At 58.5% G+C, this 22,541-nt stretch carries 21 protein-coding genes and 2 pseudogenes; 10 read left to right on the top strand and 13 right to left on the bottom strand.

The genetic code is table 11. The annotated features are described in order from the left end of the window. The first annotated feature begins 7 nt into the window (after positions 1–7). The 3 genes from M0D68_RS01310 (at position 8) to M0D68_RS01320 (ending at position 1,960) form a co-directional block, all read left to right on the top strand. On the top strand, positions 8–460 hold the full coding sequence (locus M0D68_RS01310) for a DUF3828 domain-containing protein (RefSeq protein WP_266223579.1): 453 nt from the start codon (positions 8–10) through the stop codon (positions 458–460). An 80-nt stretch (positions 461–540) separates the two neighbouring features. Next, positions 541–885 (top strand): hypothetical protein, encoded by a 345-nt coding sequence (locus M0D68_RS01315; RefSeq protein ID WP_266223580.1) that lies wholly within the window; start codon positions 541–543, stop codon positions 883–885. 169 nt (positions 886–1,054) lie between these two features. After that, positions 1,055–1,960, top strand: a complete 906-nt coding sequence (locus tag M0D68_RS01320) for a hypothetical protein (protein ID WP_266223581.1) — start codon at positions 1,055–1,057, stop codon at positions 1,958–1,960. Positions 1,961–2,095: 135 nt separating this feature from the next. Here the strand turns inward: M0D68_RS01320 and M0D68_RS01325 are convergent, their stop codons facing one another. Beyond that, positions 2,096–2,590 carry a hypothetical protein gene (locus M0D68_RS01325; RefSeq protein ID WP_266223582.1) on the bottom strand — a complete coding sequence of 165 codons (495 nt, stop codon included), beginning with the start codon at positions 2,588–2,590 and terminating at the stop codon, positions 2,096–2,098. Between the two features lie 339 nt (positions 2,591–2,929). Here M0D68_RS01325 and M0D68_RS01330 point away from each other — a divergent pair, with 339 nt between their 5' ends. Continuing rightward, positions 2,930–3,454, top strand: a complete 525-nt coding sequence (locus M0D68_RS01330) for a hypothetical protein (RefSeq protein ID WP_200654784.1) — start codon at positions 2,930–2,932, stop codon at positions 3,452–3,454. A 1,313-nt stretch (positions 3,455–4,767) separates the two neighbouring features. Here the strand turns inward: M0D68_RS01330 and M0D68_RS01335 are convergent. From M0D68_RS01335 to M0D68_RS01345, 3 genes are all read right to left on the bottom strand, one after another. After that, positions 4,768–6,738, bottom strand: coding sequence for an alkaline phosphatase family protein (locus M0D68_RS01335; RefSeq protein WP_266223583.1), 1,971 nt, complete (start codon positions 6,736–6,738; stop codon positions 4,768–4,770). 563 nt (positions 6,739–7,301) lie between these two features. Then, positions 7,302–8,711 (bottom strand): MFS transporter, encoded by a 1,410-nt coding sequence (locus tag M0D68_RS01340; protein WP_266223584.1) that lies wholly within the window; start codon positions 8,709–8,711, stop codon positions 7,302–7,304. A gap of 10 nt (positions 8,712–8,721) precedes the next feature. Further along, a complete protein-coding gene (locus tag M0D68_RS01345) occupies positions 8,722–9,294 on the bottom strand; it encodes a hydrolase (protein WP_266223585.1) in 573 nt (190 codons plus the stop codon). Between the two features lie 118 nt (positions 9,295–9,412). Here M0D68_RS01345 and M0D68_RS01350 point away from each other — a divergent pair, with 118 nt between their 5' ends. Further along, on the top strand, positions 9,413–10,111 hold the full coding sequence (locus M0D68_RS01350) for a TetR/AcrR family transcriptional regulator (RefSeq protein WP_200620978.1): 699 nt from the start codon (positions 9,413–9,415) through the stop codon (positions 10,109–10,111). A 66-nt stretch (positions 10,112–10,177) separates the two neighbouring features. On the opposite strand, the gene M0D68_RS01355 is transcribed toward M0D68_RS01350, so the two are convergent. Beyond that, the gene (locus M0D68_RS01355; RefSeq protein WP_266223586.1) at positions 10,178–10,867 is read right to left on the bottom strand and encodes a glutathione S-transferase; all 690 of its coding nucleotides are present in this window, start codon (positions 10,865–10,867) and stop codon (positions 10,178–10,180) included. A 147-nt stretch (positions 10,868–11,014) separates the two neighbouring features. On the opposite strand from M0D68_RS01355, the gene M0D68_RS01360 reads away from it, so the two are divergent. From M0D68_RS01360 to M0D68_RS01370, 3 genes are all read left to right on the top strand, one after another. Further along, a complete protein-coding gene (locus M0D68_RS01360) occupies positions 11,015–11,590 on the top strand; it encodes a TetR/AcrR family transcriptional regulator (RefSeq protein WP_093641871.1) in 576 nt (191 codons plus the stop codon). A 343-nt stretch (positions 11,591–11,933) separates the two neighbouring features. Next, entirely contained in the window at positions 11,934–12,644 is a 711-nt protein-coding gene (locus M0D68_RS01365; RefSeq protein WP_266223587.1) for a hypothetical protein, read from the top strand. A gap of 273 nt (positions 12,645–12,917) precedes the next feature. Next, entirely contained in the window at positions 12,918–14,111 is a 1,194-nt protein-coding gene (locus M0D68_RS01370) for a GGDEF domain-containing protein (RefSeq protein ID WP_266223588.1), read from the top strand. Between the two features lie 22 nt (positions 14,112–14,133). Here the strand turns inward: M0D68_RS01370 and M0D68_RS01375 are convergent, their stop codons facing one another. Beyond that, the gene (locus M0D68_RS01375; RefSeq protein ID WP_266223589.1) at positions 14,134–14,505 is read right to left on the bottom strand and encodes a YciI family protein; all 372 of its coding nucleotides are present in this window, start codon (positions 14,503–14,505) and stop codon (positions 14,134–14,136) included. A gap of 249 nt (positions 14,506–14,754) precedes the next feature. Here M0D68_RS01375 and M0D68_RS36575 point away from each other — a divergent pair. Next, positions 14,755–14,940 (top strand): annotated as a pseudogene (locus M0D68_RS36575) (hypothetical protein); the annotation flags it as partial. A 181-nt stretch (positions 14,941–15,121) separates the two neighbouring features. On the opposite strand, the gene M0D68_RS01380 reads toward M0D68_RS36575, so the two are convergent. Then, positions 15,122–15,418, bottom strand: coding sequence for a TM2 domain-containing protein (locus tag M0D68_RS01380; protein ID WP_093641855.1), 297 nt, complete (start codon positions 15,416–15,418; stop codon positions 15,122–15,124). A 1,032-nt stretch (positions 15,419–16,450) separates the two neighbouring features. Further along, positions 16,451–17,092: a lysozyme inhibitor LprI family protein gene (locus M0D68_RS01385; RefSeq protein WP_266223590.1), complete on the bottom strand. Its 642-nt coding sequence runs from the start codon at positions 17,090–17,092 to the stop codon at positions 16,451–16,453. A 30-nt stretch (positions 17,093–17,122) separates the two neighbouring features. Between M0D68_RS01385 and M0D68_RS01390 the strand changes: the two genes are divergently transcribed. Continuing rightward, positions 17,123–17,833 carry an SH3 domain-containing protein gene (locus M0D68_RS01390; protein ID WP_266223591.1) on the top strand — a complete coding sequence of 237 codons (711 nt, stop codon included), beginning with the start codon at positions 17,123–17,125 and terminating at the stop codon, positions 17,831–17,833. A gap of 175 nt (positions 17,834–18,008) precedes the next feature. Here M0D68_RS01390 and M0D68_RS01395 read toward each other — a convergent pair whose 3' ends face one another. The 5 genes and pseudogenes from M0D68_RS01395 to M0D68_RS01415 form a co-directional block, all read right to left on the bottom strand. Further along, positions 18,009–18,743, bottom strand: a complete 735-nt coding sequence (locus tag M0D68_RS01395; protein ID WP_256456937.1) for an LrgB family protein — start codon at positions 18,741–18,743, stop codon at positions 18,009–18,011. Between the two features lie 122 nt (positions 18,744–18,865). Continuing rightward, a pseudogene (locus M0D68_RS01400) lies at positions 18,866–19,189 on the bottom strand (CidA/LrgA family protein); the annotation flags it as partial. 149 nt (positions 19,190–19,338) lie between these two features. Next, on the bottom strand, positions 19,339–19,689 hold the full coding sequence (locus M0D68_RS01405) for a DUF4148 domain-containing protein (RefSeq protein ID WP_266223592.1): 351 nt from the start codon (positions 19,687–19,689) through the stop codon (positions 19,339–19,341). Between the two features lie 315 nt (positions 19,690–20,004). Further along, on the bottom strand, positions 20,005–20,670 hold the full coding sequence (locus M0D68_RS01410) for a response regulator transcription factor (RefSeq protein ID WP_266223593.1): 666 nt from the start codon (positions 20,668–20,670) through the stop codon (positions 20,005–20,007). Further along, on the bottom strand, positions 20,651–22,321 hold the full coding sequence (locus tag M0D68_RS01415) for an MASE1 domain-containing protein (protein WP_266223594.1): 1,671 nt from the start codon (positions 22,319–22,321) through the stop codon (positions 20,651–20,653). The genes M0D68_RS01410 and M0D68_RS01415 overlap by 20 nt, the downstream gene beginning before the upstream one ends. Positions 22,322–22,541: the final 220 nt, after the last annotated feature.

The raw sequence follows: 22,541 nt of genomic DNA on the forward strand, positions 1-22,541 counted from the left end.
ACGAAAGATGAAGAAGCTATTTACCCTGGCCGTGTCGGTACTGCTGCTGGTTGGCGGGTTGCTTTTCCAGCAAGGGGCGTTCGCGGATAGCGCGACTCCTGACGCAAGCACGAAAGCGTTCTACGCCTGGTATATCAAGCTGGAATCCAAAGCGACCTATCCTTTGCTGGACAAGGGCATCTATGTCTACGTGACCAAAGCGACGGTCGACAAGCTCCGAAGCGCTTACCACCATAACAGGCTGCCTGGAGACGCCGACTATTTCACGAAGGTCCAGGACTACGACGAACAGGACTGGTCGAACAACATCGCAACACACCACGCGATCATGCTCGACGACGTTGCGGTTGTTCCAGTTACTTTCGGCTCGAAAGACAAAATCAGTGTGCTGGTGTTTCTGCGCAAGCTGGGCGACAGCTGGAAGATCACCAAAGTTGATGACACGCTCGATTATCAATAGTCGAGTCTAATGTCGGCGGTTACGCTGTCGAACTACTGACGCAGCTTCAGGGCCTAGCCACGCTAGAGATCAGAATAACCATGCGCATTCTGAAGAAAATTGTGATTGTCCTGGCAGGGCTGGTTGCTTTTTTGGTAGTCGGCTGGCTGGGGATAACCACGGGCGCCCCGGCTGCCCCCAAATCCAGACCTTGCAGTGAAGCGTGGGTCAACGACGTGGCAGAGCGCTATTTCGACATTTCGGATGGAGAGGGTCACGGACCTGACCCAGGTAGCGGGGAGTGGCTGGGTTCGGTAGAGAGAAAGGCAAAGCTGCCCGTCCGTGCAGATCTTGCTGACGCCCAACGGTGCGGTCTGATCCAGCAGCAACTCGAACGCCACACCTTCATCATCAACCAGCCACTTGGAATCACGATCTCGTTCTGATTGTGCAATGAAGTCAGAATGTTCTTTCGCCCAAGCGAAGGCTTACGATCAGTCGTTTTCTGGTGACGTGGTTTCCATTGGTGGAGTTTCCCGGGTGGAAAACGCTAGCGAAGCATGCCTGCGTGGCTCCGCATACCCACCTTGCAACGTACGTGAAGGGATGCAACAAATGAAAACTGGTGCCCTTGTCATCGGCGCCCTACTGTTGTCGCTCGGCTCCGCCGTTACCCTCGCACAGCATACTGATCTGTCGCCAGCCGATACGTCACAGATCGATGCAAGAGCGAAACAGTTCTATGCGCTATCACATCCGGATGCTTCATGTGTCTTCAGCAAGGTTGATGATTCTGGCAATCCGACGGACCCTCGGGTCCGTAGCAAAGCTTTTCGCGACCGGTCATATACGCGCATCTTCAAGCCTATCTTCTCGAGCAGTCTGTTTGAGCGCATGAAGCAATCCTGCGTTCTCGCTGGGAACGCCAACGGCATGCTCGACATTCGCGTCTGGGATTCCGAAATCGATACCCATCGCGTTCCCATCCCTTTGCAAGGCAAACGCCAACCCGATGGAGAGATGCAGCTCTGCGAAGCAGTCGAGCCTGTTTCGTTTGGTGATTCATCTACGGTACCGGCTGTTTCGCCATCGCACCCTATTGCTTGCCCGGTTGCATTGAAAATCAGCGGTACAGAGGCATCGGGGGAGTGGCGAGATAGCAAACACGTTCTACCGATTGCGCTGCACCAAATCAGCAGTCTCGACGATACTGGCCTCGATACACCCAGAGTGGTCGGTGCCGTCGAAATACCAATGTGGCATCACACGAAGGATCATCTGTTGCTGGGTGTGTACCAGTCTTCGAAGGATTGTTCGTTGTCTATGGTGCGTCTGCGTCTTATCAACATCAAAACAGGACAAATCGATAGGGATCTAAAATTCGACTGCGGCACGGGTATCGTGGCTACCCCCATTTACGCCAACGTCTATCGTGCAGAAAATCCCCATCACGTGACCGTCATTTCTCAAGGTGGTTATCACGGGATGGGCGACGACAAAGATGTTGCGGTTGAGCCATAAGTTTCTCGGAAACCACACGGCATTCCAACTACCGCGATTGCATTGCTTACACGATACGCAGCGCGCGGCCACAAGCGGCCTGCCGCACTCGAAGGTCGCTCCAGTTTGTCCAATCGTCAGGCGCTACCTCCTACGCTACTTTGCAGGCGGCTGACCCGAGGTTAGGATCGTGCTCAACTTCGTGCCTCCGATGGATTCGCAATCCGTTGGCTTCGGTTCAGTCCACTGCACAGCAGTACCACGTACCACAGGCCTGACCACGCGCCACGGCCAGAAGCCAAAGCGCTGCGAACCGGTGTACCCGATAATCGCGTCCGCTCCACGCATCTGTGCGTACTCGGCCAACTTGGGAAGGATGGTTGTGACGCTGCCGTACGAATTTTTGCCGATACTCACATCCTTGATGATCTTGTATTTCTGACTTGCGGGCGGGAGGTTTGCGAAAAAGCAGAAATCGCCGAGGCCCCTAGGCAAATCAGCTGGAAGGTGTGCGGCATTGCCGGTTGTGTCGAGTTCTGCCTCAGACGCGGCCTCTGTCGGCGACTCCGCAGCATGTATTGTGGTTGCTGGTAGGCTCGTAGCAATAAGTGCCGTAATCAAGGAAATTTCGATGCTTCGTGTGTGGTTCATTTGAGGATCTCGAAGATACGCGCGCCAGACGGCGGGGGCCTTTATTTTGTAATCGAATAGTAAGCGAGTGCGACTCTGTTGGCTACCAAAGCCTGCAGCTTCTTTACGTCAGTCAACGGCATAGACAAAAAAGCGCGCGACGGACGCCGGTTTCGATGCAATCGGAAGTCCTAAAGCGCTGTCCGGACAGCACCGGTCATTGCACCGCATGCCACGAGTCGGCGACAATCCAACTAGAAAAGTATTCAGCAAAAACGAAGCATCTAAACGCGTACCTTCTGCATCGCCGATCGGCCTTCTAACTTTACCGATCGGCGACAAAAAATTCGGGCTAACAGGATGAAGACGAGCGCGGAAAGGAAAGTGGAAAACTATCGGGGCTTCACGTTCGCAGGGTTTATTTCGGGCCTTTGGTTCTTGTTTTTTGCGCTTCTGCCGATCTGGCATCCGAAAGTGCATATCGACAAATGTCCGGTTGACTTAGCGGGGAACGTGATACCTGATCGAACCGTCGATGGATTGCTGGCAGCGACGGCCGGCATTTACTTCGTTCATCGTGACGGAGTGGACGACTCAGTAATCGGGACTTGCGCCGGAAAATCGCCTTCCTGCAACAACCTGATACCTCAACTATCGGGGCATGTTGGCGAACCCATCCACGTTGAGTACTGTGGCCGTACAGCCTCCAGTGTGATTTTGGCAGGGAATCACATCGTAAGGTCCCACCCGTCCGTTTCAGAAGCAACCACTGATGAACGAGCTATTTCGGACAGGCGCCTCTGCACCCTGTTCGGCAGCGCATTGTTGCTTTGGGGCATGCTTTCGTTTATCAAGTTGCGTCGCGTTAAAAGTGAAGCCGCATGAAGACTACTATGATGCTGGCAGAACAAAAGCGGGAGCGCGTAACGGATCGTCTGAATGGGTTGTTGTACGGGGCGCCCCTTGGACGCAATGACATCGCTTGCACCAGCCATCTCGCAGTCACGCACGATCCTGCGCGCAGCGTGCCCGTCACGAGCAACTCACGGAGAAAGACTCTTGAAAAGCACACTTATCCTAATTGCGCTTGCGGGCTTGTTAGGGGTTCCCGTGGCGCATGCGCAAAGCAGCGCGACGTATATCGGACTGAGCAAGGCTCATGTGAGATACATGGCCGCCCCAGACAGCGAGCATTGGTGGTCCACTTATTACGACACGCCGCATTGTCGGCGGTTTGGATTGGGAATGATGGAGGATCTCGGACCGCGCTTCCACTCGCATTTCGTGCTCGAGACCGATCCGATGTCGTCGACAGAGCGCCGGTTTGGTGCGATGGCCACTATGCACGCGCAGCAAGAGTCCAGAAGCGCTGACACGGTTACGTTTTCCATGCCGCCGCTACCGTGGTGCTAGACAGGCGTGTTGCCACGTGCGACGGCTATCGCGTTGTTCCGCAAAAGATGTCTTGGACGCGGTAGCGGTGCAGTGATCGCTCGTCGTGTCCCTGTCCGAATGTCCGTTCTCGAATACACGGAAGGACGGCTCCGGGTCGCGTGTTGTCGATCGAAACCGAGGGAGTTCGAGTCGCCGAAGCGGTTGACATGAGGCAGCGCGCGGCCATTCGACACCCGCACTTAGATCGCCGACAATCGCGGTGTGTTGGAAGTCTTGGCACGTACTTGAGATCATGCTCTGCTAAAAAACTGCATAGTGAGCCAATGTTAAAAAAACGACTATCGTTTCTTTTTTCCGTCCTACTTACCATAAGCCTTTGGGCCGGGAGTTCAATTCTTATCTGCGATAACTCATCGCTAAATGTTCGTGTGTCCCTTGGCTCAAGCTTCGGAGGCGTGCTCGCGGTCTACGCAATCGCGCTTGGCTTTGCGACGCTCGGAACTACAATTCAATACTTTTATGTTTTTGCGGACAGGGGTACTGCAACTCGACCGACGATGTCGAGTAAGCGCGCCTGGCTTTTTTTAGGCGGGCTAGCTGTTTTCCTTTGGGTGTACAAGTGGGCAATCAGCCATATCTGCTTCTGAAGTTCAAAACAAGCCGCGCGGTATCCGTAATACATTCTCGTGGATCGTAAGTCGAAGACGAATGCCTGCTAATTAGCAACGCCCGCACAAGGCGGGCGTTGCTGCATCGAAGCGAAATGTTATGCCAGAGCCGGCCCTACGCTCCGTCTCAGACTATTACGGCGTGCGCGGAAACTCGAACGCTTCGAACAGATCGTCGATTGCGGGCGCATTAACCGGCACATACGGATGCGTCTGCAACTGGATCGGATTCGGCAGATTGTCGCGGCTTCTATGCGTGATCGGTTTCAGGCGCCAGTTGCGATCGATGAACTTCACGATCGAAGCATGATCCCCGTACTGGTGCACGACACGTCCACCGCGGGAGTACGGCGACACGACGATCATCGGAATGCGCGGGCCGTCGCCGAAATAATCGAGCGGCTGGATGTAGCCTGAGTCGTAGTAGCCGCCACCTTCGTCAGTCGTGACAAGAATCGCTGTCGAGGCCCACAAACTCGGGTCACGCTGTACCGTATCGACCAGCTTGTGCACGAACGATTCAAAGAGCCCGAACTTAGATGACTCCGGATGCCCGTCGAGCAGTCCGCCCGGCTTCACGAACGAAACCGCAGGCAGCGTGCCGTTCGCAATGTCCGCGTACAGATCGGTCGTGTCCTGCAGGTGCGCTTTGACGAGCGCGGGGTTCGTCATGATCGCGGTTTCATACAGGAACGGGTTGCAGATATTGCAGTAGACACTCGTGGCCGGCGTAGTCACAAAGGTATTCCAGCCCTCGCCGTAGTACTTCCACGAGATGTTCTTCTCGATCAGCGTATCGGCGATCGTCCGCACCGGCGACGGCGGGATCGTGAACGTACTCGTATTGACCGTGCCGTCCCCGTTGTAGCCCGGGTTGTAGTTGTTCAGCAGGTAGTACGTGTTCGGTGCGCACTTCGCGTCCGGCTTGTACGGCAGGCGGTTCAGGTACTGCCGCAGTGCGCCGGGCCCGGGCTGATGACCATCCGAGCAGTTGCTGTACGAACCGCCTGAATAGCCGTCCTGCGTGTACCAGTTGTTGGTGTTCGCCAGCGGCAGCGGATTTTCGATCTGATCAGCCGGCGGCTTCGCGGCATTGCCGTTGCCGTCTGTGTAGTAGAGCGCATCGGCGGTGCCTATCATGATGCTGTTTGCGCCCGTGCCGCCCATCACCGGCTGGTGATAGTTGTCGCTGATCGTGAATTCACGCGCGAGATGTGTGAAATACGGCATGTCGCCGGTATTCACGTTGTAATAGCCGAGCGCGGTCGCTCCTTCGCCGGTTGTCTCGTCGTTGAAGTTCGCGGGCCGCGGCTGGCCGTTCGAACCGGCGCCCACCGACGTCTCCACCCACGCGAACAGATCCATCTGACAACCGCTCGGATTATCGAGCGTGGCGTGATCGAGACTGCAATCGGCCTCTTGCCAGTTCTGGTAGAAGCGGTGCACCGGACTATTGATGTATTGGTCATAGTCGGGACCGACGCGCGAGATCTGATACGGTCCGTTCGGCAGGTTATACGTGTTCGAGCCAAAGCGCGTATCGACGCTATGCGTCGGCAAGCCGCTCGCACCGGTGGTCAAATGCACGACGTCCCAAGGCTCCATCATCGCGCCCTCGGTGGCCTGCGCCGCCGCGAGCGTAGCGAATGGCGGTGGACTGGTATCACTCGGTGTGCTTGCCGTAGAGCCGGTATTTGGCGCCGGCAGCACTGTATATAGCTGCTTGCCGCCAGGCGCCATTTCGAAGCGGTTCGGGTCCGTAGCACTGGCCGTGTATTGCGCGGCCAGCGCGAAGTTCGGACCCGGGTGGCCGTCGGCCGTGATGATGCCCTTCGACAGCAGGTTCGCCACCGTCTGCCCCTGGCGTGGCGTGTACGCGCCGAATACGTGATCGAACGTGCGGTTCTCGCCGACCACTACGATGACATGCTTGATCGGCGACGCCGTGTTCACTGTCGCAGCCGCTATCGCGGCCTGCTGCTGGCTTTGTGCAACGGTCGGCCAGATAGCCGCGGCAAGCGCGACGGAAACGGCGCCGCAAAGCAGGCCGCTTCTAAATATTGGGGTACTAATTACATTGGCAATTTTTTTCACGAACGCCTCCATGACGTTACTCGGACGAGCAAGCGGTAATGTGGCGTGTGGAAACGACGGGCAGCCCCTACGTGGGGATGCTGCCTCTATTACAAAGCGTTACGAAGGAAAGAAATTATCGGGAGGGAATGACAATACGGGGACGAAAAAAAGTCGATAGTGTGTGAATCTTCTAACGAATCACTTTCATCGCGATTCACTTTGCATAATTCGCTCGCAGATCCAGACTGGACAACGATGATGCGCTCACAGCAAAGGCCGCGCCGGGGTGCTGCCGAACATCGACGCGATGAGTACTGCCGCGTACATTCGCTGGCAGGGATGGGCAGGTTGATCGCATACTTCCTGCTGCTTGGCTTAGTCACTCTACGTTTTCAACCTGGTCTTCACTCTTTCGCGTTCGCCTTGCTGGTCGCGTTGTTGAGCCTTGCCCGTGTGGCCGTATGCTGGTTGAAGGGAGAACCGCCTCGCTGGCGATGGGGCAATGACTAAGCCCATCAATTAGCTGCGGGTTCGATATCGCACGCGACACCCCAATGTCCGCATCGGCGAGTAGTCGCTCCGCCCGCTGCCGTTCACACCGAGGCGATTCGCGGAATCGTGCGATCGAATATCGTGGCGACAAACAGGCAGGCGCTCAACACACCCATCACGATGGCCAGGCTGTGCAGGCCGTGATCGCCCGCAGTTTTGCCATATAAGGCGCCAAGGAGGCTGGTCGCCGCGATTGCACCCAGATATCCAGCGGTGCGCTGGAGTCCCGCTGCAGTGCCGATCTCGTCGGCCGGCGCCTGCAGATAGACGGCAGTCTGAGTGGCTGTGGAAAACATGCCTTGAGGCACACCGAAGCACATAACCGCGGCAGCGATGATCCATGCGGACTTGCTGCTGTCGATAAAAAACAGGCAGATGCATCCGGCCAGCGCTGCGCCAATGCTGACGATAAACGGCCCTCGAATGCCTTTTGTGCGCCCGCCTGTCACAGAGGAGACGGCGGCGAGCAGCGACATCGGCATGGTGATGAGGCCCGCTTGGCTCGTGGAGAAGCCGGCGCCACTTTCGAGCCACTGAGCGAATCCGTAGAGGATGCAATACACGATCATCAGGACCGCCCCTGCGCGTAGATAGGTTACCGTCAACGGTCGGTTGCGGGCCAACATCCGCACATCGATAAACGGCTGCTTGCGTCGCGCCGAGTGGAGCACGAGCGCAACACCGAGAACGGCGGCGATAGGCAGCATGCTCCAGACTGGGCGGTCGAGATTCATCAGGAAAATCATCAGGCCGAGCAAGAAGCCGGTGAACAGCAGGATGCCCACCACGTCGAGCTCTGCCATCAGACGCGCAAAGCTGCCATCGCGCGGCTGATCCTTTGGCACCCACAAAAAGACCAGCAGCGCAGCGAGCAGCGCGAGCGGCGTGTTCACGGCAAAGATCGAGTGCCAGCCGAAAGCGCCTGTCAGCACGCCACCCAGCAAGGGGCCGATGGCCAGGGTGGAGACCCCCGCCAGCGAGAGAATGCTCATGGCGACGCGTGGCGGCGCCGCACCGAGCCGATCTGCCTGGACGCGGAAGATGCGCATGGCCGACGGATAGGCGCCGGCGGTGCCGATTCCTAGTGCCACCCGCACCGCGATCAAGACGCCGAGCGTCGGAGCAAACCGGCCGACCAGCGCGGATATCGCGACGATGAAGAGGGAGATCAGGTAAATCCGGCGTGGGCCGAATAGATCCGCCAGTCGCCCCATGGTCGGCTGGGCCACGGCGCTTGCCAGGTAGAGCCCGGCAATAAGCCATCCAGCCTCCGCGACGCTTGCATGGAAGTCGGTCGCAATTGGCACCAGCGCGGTAGAGATCATGGTCGAATTGATCGGATTCAGTACGGCGCCGAGCGCTAGCGGTGCAATGAAACGGAAGCCGAAACCCGCCTGTTGTTCGTTCGGGCGAGCGGGATCGGCGCCGGTTGTCAGCGGATTGCTTTGCATTTTGCGTGGCTCAGTTCTTCAGATCGATGTCATCGGACTTCACCACGCGTGCAAGTAGCGGAAAGATGTTGTCGACTGCAAACGCGTGCATGGCATGAGACAGCCCCGTCGTCGCATCTTCGGCGATCACGACGTCGTAGCCATGCTCGTAGGCCTGGCGCGCAGTGGATTCGACGCCCATATTGGTGGCGATGCCGGCGAGCACCACCGTTTTGACGTTCCGGCGCCGCAACTGCACATCGAGATCGGTGCCGTAGAACGCGCCCCATTGATGTTTCGTCACGAGGATGTCGGACGCGTGAGCGAGTTCTTCGACGAGCTGGCTGAAGTTCGCCGGAAAGCCCCCTTCCGGACGCGGAAAAGGACGGTCCACGGGCTGTTTCAGCACATCACCGAAGTCCGCCGCGAAGGCGACGTTGACCAGTACGACCGGTGCCCCGGCAGTCCGGAAACGCGCTGCTAGCCGGCCACCGGTTACTGCCACCTGAACGCCGGGGCGAGGTGCCAGAGCGGGGATCGACACGATGCCTTGCTGGAGATCGACAAGAATGAGTGCGGTTGTAGTCGCGGGAAGAGCGAGCATGATGGGAGCCTTACGGTGGATTCGATGAGGTAACTGACACCCAAGCATAACTCTATTTGAGTATTTGCTCAAATAGAGTTATGTGGCCGAGGGCCGCCGTAACTGGCAAACTGACGGCATGTCTTCGACTCCCGCCAAAACTAAAGCTCAATCTGCTGCTCCGCGGCCCAATCGTGAACGGTCAGCGCTTGCGCCGCAGCGTGGTGTCGGCCGTGAGCGCGTCGCCACGTTGATGGCCGCTGCGTCGAAGGTCATTCAGGAGCGTGGTTTTGATGCCGCAACCATGGCCGAGATCGCGGCGCGCGCGGACACAAAAATCGGTTCGCTCTATCGTTTCTTTCCGAACAAGGAAGTGCTGGCCGATGCACTGATGCAGCGCTACAGCGAGTTGCGTGATGCCCAATGGGACGAAATCGATGCCCGTGCCCGTGTGGTGTCGATAGACGAGTTGGCCGATTTGCTGGTCGACTCCATCGCGGAGATCCACGACGAGAGCAAGGCGCTCGTCGCTTTGCTGGATGCCCGTTCGGAATGGTCCGGCAAGCGACTCGAGTATCGCGAGAAGGCGCTCAAGCGGATTGTTGGCACGCTGCGACTCAGGGCGCCGACATTGCCGGGAGAGACCGCCGAAGACATGGCGGTGGTATTGCTCAACAACATGAAAACGATGGTGGCGATGACGCTCGACAAGTCGGCTCCAACCAGCCCGGGCGGCCCTGCCGAGTTGCGTCTAATGAACCGGCTGTATCTCGCCAGCAAGCTCGCTGGCCACGAACTGCCCGCGGCTCAGGCCGGGGCGCCACCATCAATCCGGTAGTGGCCGTTCCAACAAGTCACCGCTTTCGTTGCAACACTGGTTCGTGCCGGTCAGTTGCGGCTGGGCTCAGGGGTTGGCGAACACCGGCTGGTTCCGGACGCTCTGACGCTCCAACATTCTCGCGTACCAGGCTTGAAGCGCCTTACAGTCCTCAGGCACCGGCAGCTTCACAAGCATCGCAAAGATCAAACCACCGATGACAGTGATGTCGGCCATCGAGAAAGTTTCGCCCGCGACATACGGTTGCCTTTGCAGAACTGCATCAAAGTAGCGCATACCCCTCATCGCTTTGTCGCGTTGACGGAACCCCCACTCCGGGTTTTGATACGTCTCGACGTCGGGGCCCAGTCCCGGTGTGCCGTGATGGAAGTAGACGCTGATGGCGTCGAGCAGTTCCAACTCGGCGCGCTTGCTCATCATGTGGATGATGCCTTTTTCGCGCGGTGTACTACCCGTGAGCGTGGGTACGCCATCGAGCGCGTCGAGGTATTCGGTAATGGCGGTGCACTCGGCAATACAGGTTCCATCATTGAGTTCCAGCACCGGCAGCGTACCCGAATAATTCTTGCCAGCGATGAACTCGGGCTTCTTATGCTCGCCTTTGTAAAGATCGACCATCACGAACTGGACGCGCGATTCCAGCCCTTTTTCAGCCAGAGCGATGCGGACGCGTGTCGGATAGGGCCCTGTCGGGAAGTCGTAGACCTTCATCACAGGCAGTTGCGCTGCGTCGAAATTGACGGTATTGGAAGTCATTGCGGGGACGCTCCGTAGTCGGTTGCATTGGATCGGGCGACGTGAAAACACGTCGCCCACGTAATCTACCTAACGTTTGTTAGGTTAACCATATAAGGTACAATCCGAGGTGTCAACACCCATTTCCTTTTTGCGGAGACTGAAGCGGTGAGGAATGACGCGAGCTCAAATTCGAGAGAGAGAATTTTGGTAGCCGCCACGAGGCTCGCGCAGACGCACGGCTACGGTGGGTTGAATTATCGTGATCTCGCGGACGAGGTTGGTATCAAGGCCGCGAGCATCTACCACCACTTCGAAAGCAAAGCCGATCTCGGTGCTGCGGTAGCAAGGCGTTATTGGGAAGATTCAGCGGCGGCTCTGGATGACATGCTGGCCCGATCGCACGATCCGCTGTACTGCCTGCGTCACTATCCGGATACATTCCGCAAGGCGCTTGAGACCGGCAATCGCATATGCCTTTGCAGCTTCATGGCCGCCGAAACCGACGACCTGCCGGAAGTCGTGATGAAAGAAGTCCGGACCTTCGCTGATGTGAATGTGGCGTGGCTGAGCAAGGTTCTGTCCGCAGCCGCAGTGGTCGGCTCTCGTGAAAGCAAACACCGGGCTCGCGCAATCTTCGCCGCCATCGCCGGCGCTCAGCTCATCGCGCGGAGCCGTTCCGATCTCTCCCTCTATGACGCACTAATCGAAAATTACCGTAAAGCGGGCCTTTTGCCCGCATAGCAGTGCGACGGTCAGTGAAACGCGCATTGGAAGGGATGCGCTAGGCGCGCGACCCGCACGACAAATCAGGTGAGACGACCGTTTGATCCCGGTAACCAGTCGTTCGCTGCGCGTAGCGACGACCGGCCGCTCCGGGTCGACTCCGGTCCCACGTCTCGCTCGGAAGTTGACATTCGCTGAATGTTGAAACGACGGATCTCAGATGACTGCAATGGATGATAACGCCGTGAATGAGACTGATGCGATAAACGACTTCGGCGTATAAGGCCTAAAATTAAAAATAGCGCCAGTCCCTTTGTGCGGGGCGGCTCGCCCTATCCTCTCCTGTCAACGGCAGGCGGCCATGAACACTCACGATGCGCCTTTTGTTCGCCCGGTGCTGGCTGCACTTTGCGCGGCTTCGCTCGCCACACTCGCCGCCTGCGGCGGAAGCGCCTGCTTCGGCTTCGACGGCTGTAGCGGCGGAAACGGGACACCGAACGTCGCCGTATCCGGCACGGCAGCCACCGGCAAGGCGCTCGCCAGCGCGACGGTTAACCTCAGTTGTGCGTCGGGTTCGGGCTCCACCCTGTCAGATGGCGGTGGACACTACAGCACGACCCTCAACGCCACGCTTCCCTGCATCCTCACCGTGACCGCCGGCGGCACGACCCTGCATTCGCTGGCATTTGCCGGTGGCACTTTCAATACGACGCCTGAGACCGAACTGATGCTCGTCTATCTCGCTTCGCAACTTGGCACAAACGAAACCAGTCTGATTGCGAACTTCCAGAACAATTCACAGTTCCAGCGGGTGCTGGAAAATCAGACCGATGTACTGGCTGCGCAAACGGCAGTTGTCGCGAATCTGCAGCAGCGATATGCGGTCACGCTGACGGCACCGGCGTTTCTGACGACGCCGTTTGTCGTCGGGCAAGCAGGGGTGGACAGCGATCTCGGCGCGCTGGCGACAGCAGGCGCCATCGACGTCAATGGCATGCCCAATCCGGCTGCCGTCTCGCTGCTGTCCGCGGCGGGCCTCGCCCATCCACTCACAACGACGTCCACACCTTGATCAGGCACTGGCGGAACAGCGAGCGCCCGCGGCGGCAGGAGATCCGCTAGATGATTTTCAATCCTGCACGCATCAAATTCCGATCTCGAGACCGGATGCGACACTATCGCCTTGCCCGAGGGCTCCCACTCACCAGGCGTACAATCCTCTGACCATATCGGGTGCCACGTCCATTTTTGGGAGAGTCGTCAATGGCGACTGACGATGCACGCCCTGAGAACCGCCAACCCATAGGCCCGGCGATTTCGTGGCCGGCAGCGGAGAACGAGCCACATGCCCGCTCAGATAACGCCCAATCAACTCGTTCAATTGATCATCCCAGGTATCACGGCCGTCTTTTCGCTCGGTTTTGCCTGTGCATGGCTCTACGATAGACGACTGCGCTATCTGCGCCTTCTCTCCGCTTCATTTGTCGCTTTCGCACTCGGCTCGGCAGTGCAGATCTGTCACCTGCCGGATGAATGGCGATTGAACGCGCTTATATCGGCAACGTTTTACGTGTTAAGCATTCAACTGTTGGCGGAAGGTGTTTTGCGCAGAGCAGGGCTTCACTTGCGGCTCGCGACGCATGCGTCGATGTTCGCGCTCGTGCTGGGCGGCATGTATTACTTCTCCTTCGTGACGTCAAACCTGCTCGTGCGCGTCTACATTCTGAATCTCAGCGCCGGGCTGTTGATGGTGTTTACCGCGGTCCGTTTCAGGAAACGCTGCAATGGCCGCACCGTCAACCACGTTCTTCTCTGGGTGCTGCTGATCTTCGGCGCCAGTTTTTTCATCAGGACGCCGCTCACTACGATCCAACCCTTGCCGCATAGCACTGCGCCGTTCGCGGGAACCATTTTCTGGGTCTTGCTGCAGTTGTCGCTCGCCCTGATGGGCGCTGTGTTGGGGCTCGTGCTGCTGGCCGCCGCGATGTCGGACGTGATCGACCGGCTGACTCTCGAACGCGATCTCGACTCGCTCACCGAAACGTTGAACCGGCGCGCGTTTGAACGCATGGCGGGCCGCCGCGTCGCGGACAAGCGAAGCTATCCGCTCGCGCTGATCGCTTTCGACATCGACAACTTCAAATCCATCAACGACCGTTATGGGCATGCGGCCGGCGACGCGGTGCTGCGCCAGTTCGCCACAATCCTGCGCGCTGCGGTGCGCGAGAAAGACGTGGTGGCGCGCATCGGCGGCGAGGAGTTCGTGCTTCTGCTGCCGGGCGCTGACGACAAATTCGCGTATCAGATCGCCGAGCGCTTGCGCACCGTGCTGGAGTCTTCACGCTTCAATGAAATCGAGGCTACGCTGTGCGTTACGACGAGTGCCGGCATTGCCCGGTATCGGCCTGGCGAGGCGGTCGGGGCGTTGCTGGCGCGCGCCGATCACCTGCTCTATGCGGCGAAGCGCGCGGGGAGGAACCGGGTGGTCACGGAGCCACTAGGTCAGACGTGGAGTGCCCCCGAGCTTGATATCGTGTGATCGCCCGAAGGCCGGCAAGCTCTCATCGGGACCAGTAGAAATCCACGGGGATAAGCTCGACGACCCATCCACCTTCTTCGCCCAGCGTGGCCGCCGGGTGCATGGAGGCGATGCGCAACGCCTCGTCATGGGTATCCGCCTCGATGATGAACAGGCCGCCCACGACTTCCTTCGACTCGGTATAGGGCCCATCGGTGACGTGCGTCTTGCCACTGCGCGGGCGGAGCGTCCTCCAGTTGTCCAGATCGCCAAGCGATGCGGAAATCATTACCTTGTCGGTAGCCCGCATCTTGTCGTCCAATGCGGGGCATTGGCTCACCAGTTTCTTGACGTCGTCTGGCGCCATCGCCGCGAATTTATCGGGGGTGAAGTAGGCCAAGCCGAGGTATTTCATGGGAGATCCTTTGGGTGTGGATAACCTGACGACGAAGCTGATGATCGAAAATCGACAATCTTCTGAAAAAGTTTGTAGCGGGTCTCGCCAGACTGTCCGCTTTTGGGGTCGCGCGGTGCCGACCGCCGGGCTCGTGCTGCACATGCGGATCGCGCGAGGCATAGGTCGGCCAGGAAGAGGCATTCGACATCGATGCGGAGATCGTCGACAATTGGTACCTGCCCTTATCCTTGCGTCTCGTCCAGAACCATGCGCAACGTCGCCTATCTGCTTCTCTCGATCACGCTTGCCTCGCCGCTTTCAGCGCTGGCGCTCGGTAACGACAATCCAGATTACGATCAATGCATTCTGCTCTCGCTGAGAAACAGCCAGAGTCGCATGGCGGCAGGCGCGATCAGAGACTCGTGCGATGCGCTTTACAGAAACGGCGCGCTGCGATGCGCCGCGAGTTGTCGCGCGTAAGCAATGCCATGTCGTACTACTGCTTCGAGCCGGAGAACTTTGAATTCTTCGCTCGAGCTAGTGTGGGATCTTCTGCCCCTAGCGCCCTAGCTGTCCATCTTTAGTATCCAAGCCAAAGCACCATGGCTTACCTGATTAGTTATTCCACACCGCTTCACTCTGAAAGCCGTTGCGCCAGCATCGTGTTATGTTCTCGCACGCCTCCGGAGATGCAGAATACGTCGACAAAGAGCCACCCGTATAGCGCCAGCAACAGGAACACGCCGATGTAGGCGAATGCCGTTGTCCAACCGAAGATGAACAGCAGCAATTGAAGGACAGCAGTACCGGTGAAGCCGAGATAAAACCGGTGCGCGCCAAGGCTACCGAGAAAGAGCCAAAGCAGAAAGGCCACCACGCCACTCTTTTTCTGAGCTTCGTACATCATCATGCTGCGTGTCGAGTCGTTCATTTTCAGGATTTCCGAAAGGTTTTGGGGAGGCGAGCGGGCAATGACCTCGGAGTGCGACGCGGGCCGTGTTCTACAGCCGGCCAGACGAGGACCAACTGCGTTGAGCCGTCAACGATCGAAGCGCAACCGCCAGGGGACAGCAGTCCCTGCACCACCCATGTCGATTTCATAGATTTCCCCGTTTTTGTTGTGCTTGCCTTGGATAGGCCGTCCCTTCGCTATCAAGGAGCGATTCGTTACGCTGCTATTGGTTGGCCTTTGACTCCGTCTTCGCTGAGTTGCCGTGCGGAGCACACATGCACTAAACATGCCATCACCTTCAAGCCGCTGTCGCCATTGGCCGACAGGCTGGACAGGTTTTGGGGAGTGCAGATGCCGTGCCGAAGTGATTCAGGTTTGAACGGCGATCCTTGATAACGAAACGATTTCCTCGTTCGTCTCGCCCGCGCAGTCTTTTCTTGTTGTCCCGTTCTTGCAGAACGTAACAGCGCTGTGGCGCCGCTTATGTGGAAGTCCCCGCTGCGCGTCGAAGGATTTGTGGGGTGTCGTCGGACGAGTACTTGCGCCAATTCAGCCAATACAGGTTTTCTTATCGGTCCGGTTTGTCGCAAAACTGAATGCCATCTCCCCACGGCGGGAAGCTGCGGTGCGCCCATACGCGAAGTCAGGACGCGCCGGTCTGCTGGCTCAGTTGATGTAATACGCCGTCAACACCATATGAGCTGCCATATCGAGTAGGAGCTTCGCCTCGCCTTGTCGGTTCGGTCGCCCACGCCTTAGGCGCGAATGACCTGCTCGCGCAATCCTGCAAACAGGCGGCGAAAAAGATGCCGCCGCACGTGACATGCAGCGGCATTCACAAGCCGCAAGTAACGGGAATCACCGTCGCTTACTACGTCGATAACGGCAGCGGCGGGGAAAGCCTGAACCCGCCTGAACCCTACAAAGACAATCTGTTCGCGAAGAAGTCGTTTGCTTCTCGGTAAATGTCAGCTTCGGGCCATCAATCGGGCCGAACCCAATCTGCGCACATCAAGGAGCGTAGTAGTTCAATTCATCGATCCGCGCACGGATCGCGTCCACATTGAGTGCCTCGATGTCGGCGCTCGCCATCGCCCCCCGGTCGGCTCGCCATGGACCGTTATCGGCTTGACGCTGCGCGTCGCGATAGGCCAGCCATTGACGTTGAGCGTTGCGGATCAGCATGCGCGATTGCGGATCGGCGTTGCGCATGATCCGTTGATACACGTCGTTCATGCGTCTGTCATACGCAAGGTAGGCCTTGTGTGAACAGTCGGTCATGCCCGCCGTCGTCTGCCCCGCCGGCGTGCCGAGACATGCCTCGACCTGGGCCTCGATCGGATCGACTTTCTTTTGTGCCGATGCGATGGGCACAGCAAGGACCATCAGGAGCAAGGGATCTAGAAGAAATCTCCGGCCCGAACCACCGCATGGCGCTCCAATCGTTCGCCATACCAGCATCCCGACAAAACTGACTCTTTGCTCAGCCCGACGCATGACCGGCAAAGCATGAAAGTTGCTGAACGGTAAGAACGCTGACAAACCGTAATTGCGCAGACAGTCGGGTGCAATTCGAACGCCCCCAAGCTTGTCCAAGCAATGTGGCCCTGCTATCGAGGCGCCGGCATGGCCGGGATGAATACCGCAGTTCATGCATGGGCCGCTCTTTCCGAGGGAGGAATCGTGCAAAAGAAAATCGTCATTCGAGCCATCGCTGGAAGCGTCTGCCTGGTGGCGCTGTCCGGCGCTGCGTTCGCTCAATCGCCGGCGTATACGAATCAGCCCGTGGACGTTTATGCGGGTCCGTCCGGGGATTATCCGGTGGTCGCACAAGTGCCGCCGAGCGCGCAGCTTACGGTGTACGGCTGCGTTTCCGATTACAGCTGGTGCGACGTCGAAGCGCCCGGACTGCGCGGCTGGGTCTACGGCGAATATCTCGACTATCCGTACCAGGGTACCGAGGTGCCGATCATGACTTACGGCTTGCAGATCGGACTGCCGGTCGTGGTGTTCTCGTTCGGAACTTACTGGGATCACTACTATCGCGGCCAGCCTTGGTATCACGACCGGGACCGGTGGGCGAATCGTCCGCCGCCGATGCGAGGCGGTCCGCCGCCGCATGGTGGCCAGCCGGCGGCGGGCGGTCCGGCTATGAACCCGAGGCCGGTCATGCACGGCGGCCCGCAGCCTCAGCCTCAGCCCCAGCAGGGGTACGCTCATGGGCCGATGCAGCCGCAGCCGGGATATCCGCGCGGGCCTGCGCAGCCGCCCGGGCAAATGACGGGCGGTCATCAGGGACAGCCTGCCGTGCACCCGGGTGGTCAGTCCGGTGAACACGGCGGCGAGGCGCGCGGCGGCAATGAAGACCGCAATCATCCGCAGGATAACCATTAGCGATTGAACGCTTTTCCCCCGCCACCGCTTCGCGATCGCATGGCAACGCGCCTCGCGCCCATGCCACTCAATTCGACGGATGATCGTCGGCGTGATCGTGAAGCGGGTCCGGGCTCTTTTGCGTCGAGCGCAACACGCCTGCGTCGTCGAAATAGAAGTAAGTGGATCTGTCGCGTCAGGAAAAAACGCTCAGGACTGGATAAATAATCGGCAGTACAAAGGACGTCAGAATGCCGTTCAGGCCCATCCCGAGGCCTGCAAATGCACCGGCTTCTTCACTCATCTGCAACGCACGAGCAGTGCCGATTCCATGGGACGCCACACCCAGTGCGAAGCCACCCAGGTCATGCCTCGACACGTGAATCAACTTCAAAAGTCCACTGCCAATCACCGCGCCAGTGATGCCGGTCATGATCACAATGACGGCCGTCAGCGACGGCAACCCGCCGATTTTCTCGGAGATACGGATAGCAATTCCTGCCGTCACGCTCTTCGGAGCAATCGTGGCAAGTATTTGACCCGTGGCCCCCAGGAGCCTTGGGATCAAAATGGCTGATGAGATGCCCGTCGCACAGCCCGCCACAAGTGCGCCAGCCAACTGCGGGGCTAGCCGGCGCAATTTAGGCAATTGTCGGTGCATCGGTATAGCGAGCGCGACGATAGCAGGTCCAAGCAAAAAATGAATGGGCTGGGCGCTTTGCATGTAAGTGACATACGACGTGTTCGATTCACGCAAGGCAAATATCAAAAGCGCCACTGCAATTAACACGGGATTCGCGAGCGCACTTTTTCCTAGCGAACCGTGAACGACCTGCGCGATTGCGTAGGCGAGGAACGTGAGGGTCAGCCAAAGAAGCGGTGTTGTTCCGAGAAATGCCCACGCGGACGCGATGTTCTGATGAACGTTCACGGTGTATCAATCTTCTCAATGTTGGCAGCCGCGGGCGCGGTGTTTCCGTCGGCATGGAGCGGCGATGCAAACGGTGTTGTCGGGGCTGCGAGCGGTGTAGCGCGCGCGGGCCATAAAGCGCACAAGCCTTGGCCAACAAGCGCGGTAACGACGATTGTCAGCGCCGTACACACAACAACGGACACAGCTATCGGGAGCAGGTCATGAGCCACGCGGCCGGCAAAGGCCATGATGCCAACTCCTGCTGGAACGAACAAAAGAGGCAGAAACCTAAGCAGGGCAAGAGCGTCGCTCTCAATGGCGGATGCAAGGCCGGGGCGGAGACTCAGTGAGGCTAACAACAGGATCATCCCTATAACCGCGCCGGGAATCGGCAGGTTCCCGGCGTAGGCTATTAATTCGCCAAGGCACTGGTAGGCCAGAAGGACCGTGAACGTCTTGATCATCGGGTCACCTTCGATTCGGACGCGCACACGTTGAGCCACCAGCAGAGCACGACAACGTGGGTTAAAGCCGTCATGCCAGATCTTATTCACCCGTTCGCAACAGTCATCATTGCGGTGAGCAAAAAGCGTCGCGCATCCCGTGCATCCGCTCACTGCCCGCCGTAGAGCGCGTTCAAGCGATCCAGCGTGCCGTCCTGCTGGGCGCGCTGCAATTCCTGTTTGACCTCCGCGCGAGTCTTGCCATGGAGGGCGCCGCTATCGCTGCTGCCCATGGACATACCGCCGACAGCGTCCGACGTCATCGCTGCGTTGCTGTCGGTGGCCGTCCTAGACGTGTCAGTGTTGTCAGCCGCATAGGCGAGCGTGGTGCACAACGTCAATGCGGCAATAGGGATCAAAGTCAGAGCTTTCATCATATTCTCCAGCATGGTGCATGACATGCCCGACGCCAATCGAATCACGCGGTTTGCGCCGGGATTTCGTGCCGCTTCGAAAAGCATCAAAGGTTCTCGCAAGGACTCGGCACGCTCTTGCAATACCCGGGAAGAATTTCCTTTATTCCCGCGTCATCTTCCTTATTTGTATCGCGACCGCTCCAGGATAGGACCGGGCACCCAGCCTGGATCTATTTTCATCACCTGCCACTTGGCGGCGATCCTCGTGGAGTTGCTGGGTTTGAACTGCCTACCCAGTCCACGGGTTGCGGCATGCCGGCAGGTACCACTGCACTGTATGCGCTGACCCCATGCGCATGAATAAGGCACTTTTCCTAAACGAAGCTAGGGGATTGCCTTATTCAGTGACTGGGCGTCGCTCTATTGGCTCTCGATCCACTGAATTGCAAAGCGCATCAGTTCGTTGCCGCTCCGGATATTCAACTTTTCTTTGATGTTGGCCCGGTGTGCCTCGATGGTCTTGACGCTCCGATTCAGTTTCGTGGCGATTTCGCGGGTACCGAAGCCGAGTCCGATCAGATGCAGGACCTCGAATTCCCGTACCGAAAGGCTCGCAATTGGCCCTGCCGGCGTTTTTCTGGGACCCGCAAGGGCTCGCGCCAGGTTTTCATGCATGGCAGCACTCAAATAAATATTGCCTGCCAGCACTTCGCGGATGGCGCTCACGACATGCTCTGTGGCCTCGAGTTTCATCAGATATCCGTTTGCCCCGGCCCGTAGTGCGCGTTCGGCAAACAGGCCTTCGTCGTGCATGCTGAGGACAAGGATTGCCAATTTTGGGTAGCGGTGGCGGAGGGTCTTGACAAGATCCAAGCCAGAGTCCGATTGCAGACTGATGTCCACAATGGCCATGTCGGGCAGGCAGGCCATTTCCGCCAGGGCTTCTGCTGCGCTGCCGGCCGCGCAGCAGACGTGCAGATCCTCTTGCAGATTCAGCAAGTGTGTCATCCCCTCCCGGATGATGGGGTGGTCATCCACGATCAGGATTTGAGTCGCGCGGCCTGGGCTAGACGGCTTCCCGTGCATGGTCTGGGCGCTCCGGTATCGGATAGCTGATGGCGACCGTAGTGCCACCCAAAGCATTGCGGGTCACGGTGCAAGCGCCGCCCAGAAGACTCGCCCGGTGACGCAGGTTTTGGAGTCCCAGTCCTGAGGCACGCTCCATTTGTTCCGGGCCGACGCCCACCCCGTCGTCACTGATTGAGAGCGTCTGGAAACCGCCTACGCGGTCCAGGTCGATCCAGATGTGGCGGCCTTCGCTATATTTCAGCGCGTTGTTGACTGCTTCCTGTGCCGCACGATACAGGTTGATCTGAGTAGGCTGATCCAGTAAGTCTACATCTGGCTGGATCCGGAGCATGCAGTCTATGCCATCAAGCGTACGAGCCGTTTCCGCGAGCGCATGTAGTGCGGCTGCAAGGCCACCATATTCAATGGCGACCGGGTCCAGGCCATGAGCAATCCTGCGGGTCATCAAGGACGACTGCTTCACCAATCCGACGATCGTAGCGGCGTCGGCGGCGGCTGGGTGGCCCTGCGTCTGCAGTTTCTGATTCAAGGCGGCGCAGTACAGACCCAGGCTGGTCAGGTGTTGCCCAAGTCCATCATGCAGTTCCCGGCCGAAGAGTCTTTGCTGCTGATCGCCGATCTGGATCAGTTCTTCTTCCAACAGACGGCGTTGCGCGATCTCCTCCTTGAGTTCGCTGTTTGTCTTCTCCAGGTCTTCGGTTCGCTCCTCTACGCGCCGTTCCAATTCGATGTAGGAGGACTGCAGCAGGCGATGGACGCGCTGCTCCTGAGCACGTGCCGCCACCAGCAGCAGTCCGGTTATCGCCACCACGTTCGCGAAGGTGCACCATCTCACGAGGCTATCCACCGGAGAATTGGCGGCGAAGGGGCCCGTGCCGTGGGTGGTACCCCAGATGGCCACGACTGAGACCATCAAAGTCGCGAGACTGGTGCCAAGGTGATCGAAGCGCAGAGCCGCCCAGATGATGAACGGAAAGATCGCCAAGGCTGCAGGATAGTAACCGTGTCCGGCAAGTTGCGGAGCGCCGAAGATGAGGTAGCTCACCCAGACGGTCGCAATGGTCAGTCCGCACGCCTCCACGGCCTGCTCCACCGAGCGGATGGGATTCGGATACACGAGCAGGCTGAGCAGGGGCGGAGCCACCACGAGCACGCCCATCATGTCGCCGAGCCACCATTTCAGAAAGGCTGCGCCGTACTCGGCGGCCGGCATCAAGCCCCCTCCGAATACGGCGGTCGCACCGATCAGCGCACTCACTGCCGTGCTGAGCACCGCAGCGAGAGCAATGAGGGCTAACACGTCCTTGATGCGGTCGAGGGTGATCTGGAATCGGGCTACGCGGTTCAACAGTATTGCCGCCGTCAATGCTGCAACTATCGCGCCAACACTAATCACAGCGGCCACTGGCAAGGGCACGCCCACCGACACGTTGGCGAGGAAAGAGCCAATGACGATTCCGGGGGCAACTTCGAAGCCTAGAGCGAGCAGTGCAACAAGGGCGATGCCACTGGAGGGCCACACCAGAGACACTGCGCCGCCCACTATCGCATAAGCAAGTCCTACTTTTGCGCCTGCGTAGTAGGCCAACGCCACAAGCCCGGTGAGCAGGAAGAGCCTGAACCTGGAATCGCACCGAATAATGGCCATGGTTCGCTTCACCCCTCATGCGAGCGATGCCCCACACGTCCCGGCTCAGCCCGCAAGCAGCATGCGACATGGGGCCGTAACACGTTAGCACACAGGACTACCGTTCGATATTGATGGGTGCGCGCTCGCATCGCCCGCCAAAACACAGGTTCCAACTGGCGGAACTCCGTTCGGCCTCCGGCCGGGGTCTATGCTTGAATGGCGCATTCGCACTATATGA

The sequence above is a fragment of the Paraburkholderia sp. SEWSISQ10-3 4 genome, from assembly GCF_030464785.1.
GTDB lineage: Bacteria > Pseudomonadota > Gammaproteobacteria > Burkholderiales > Burkholderiaceae > Paraburkholderia > Paraburkholderia aspalathi.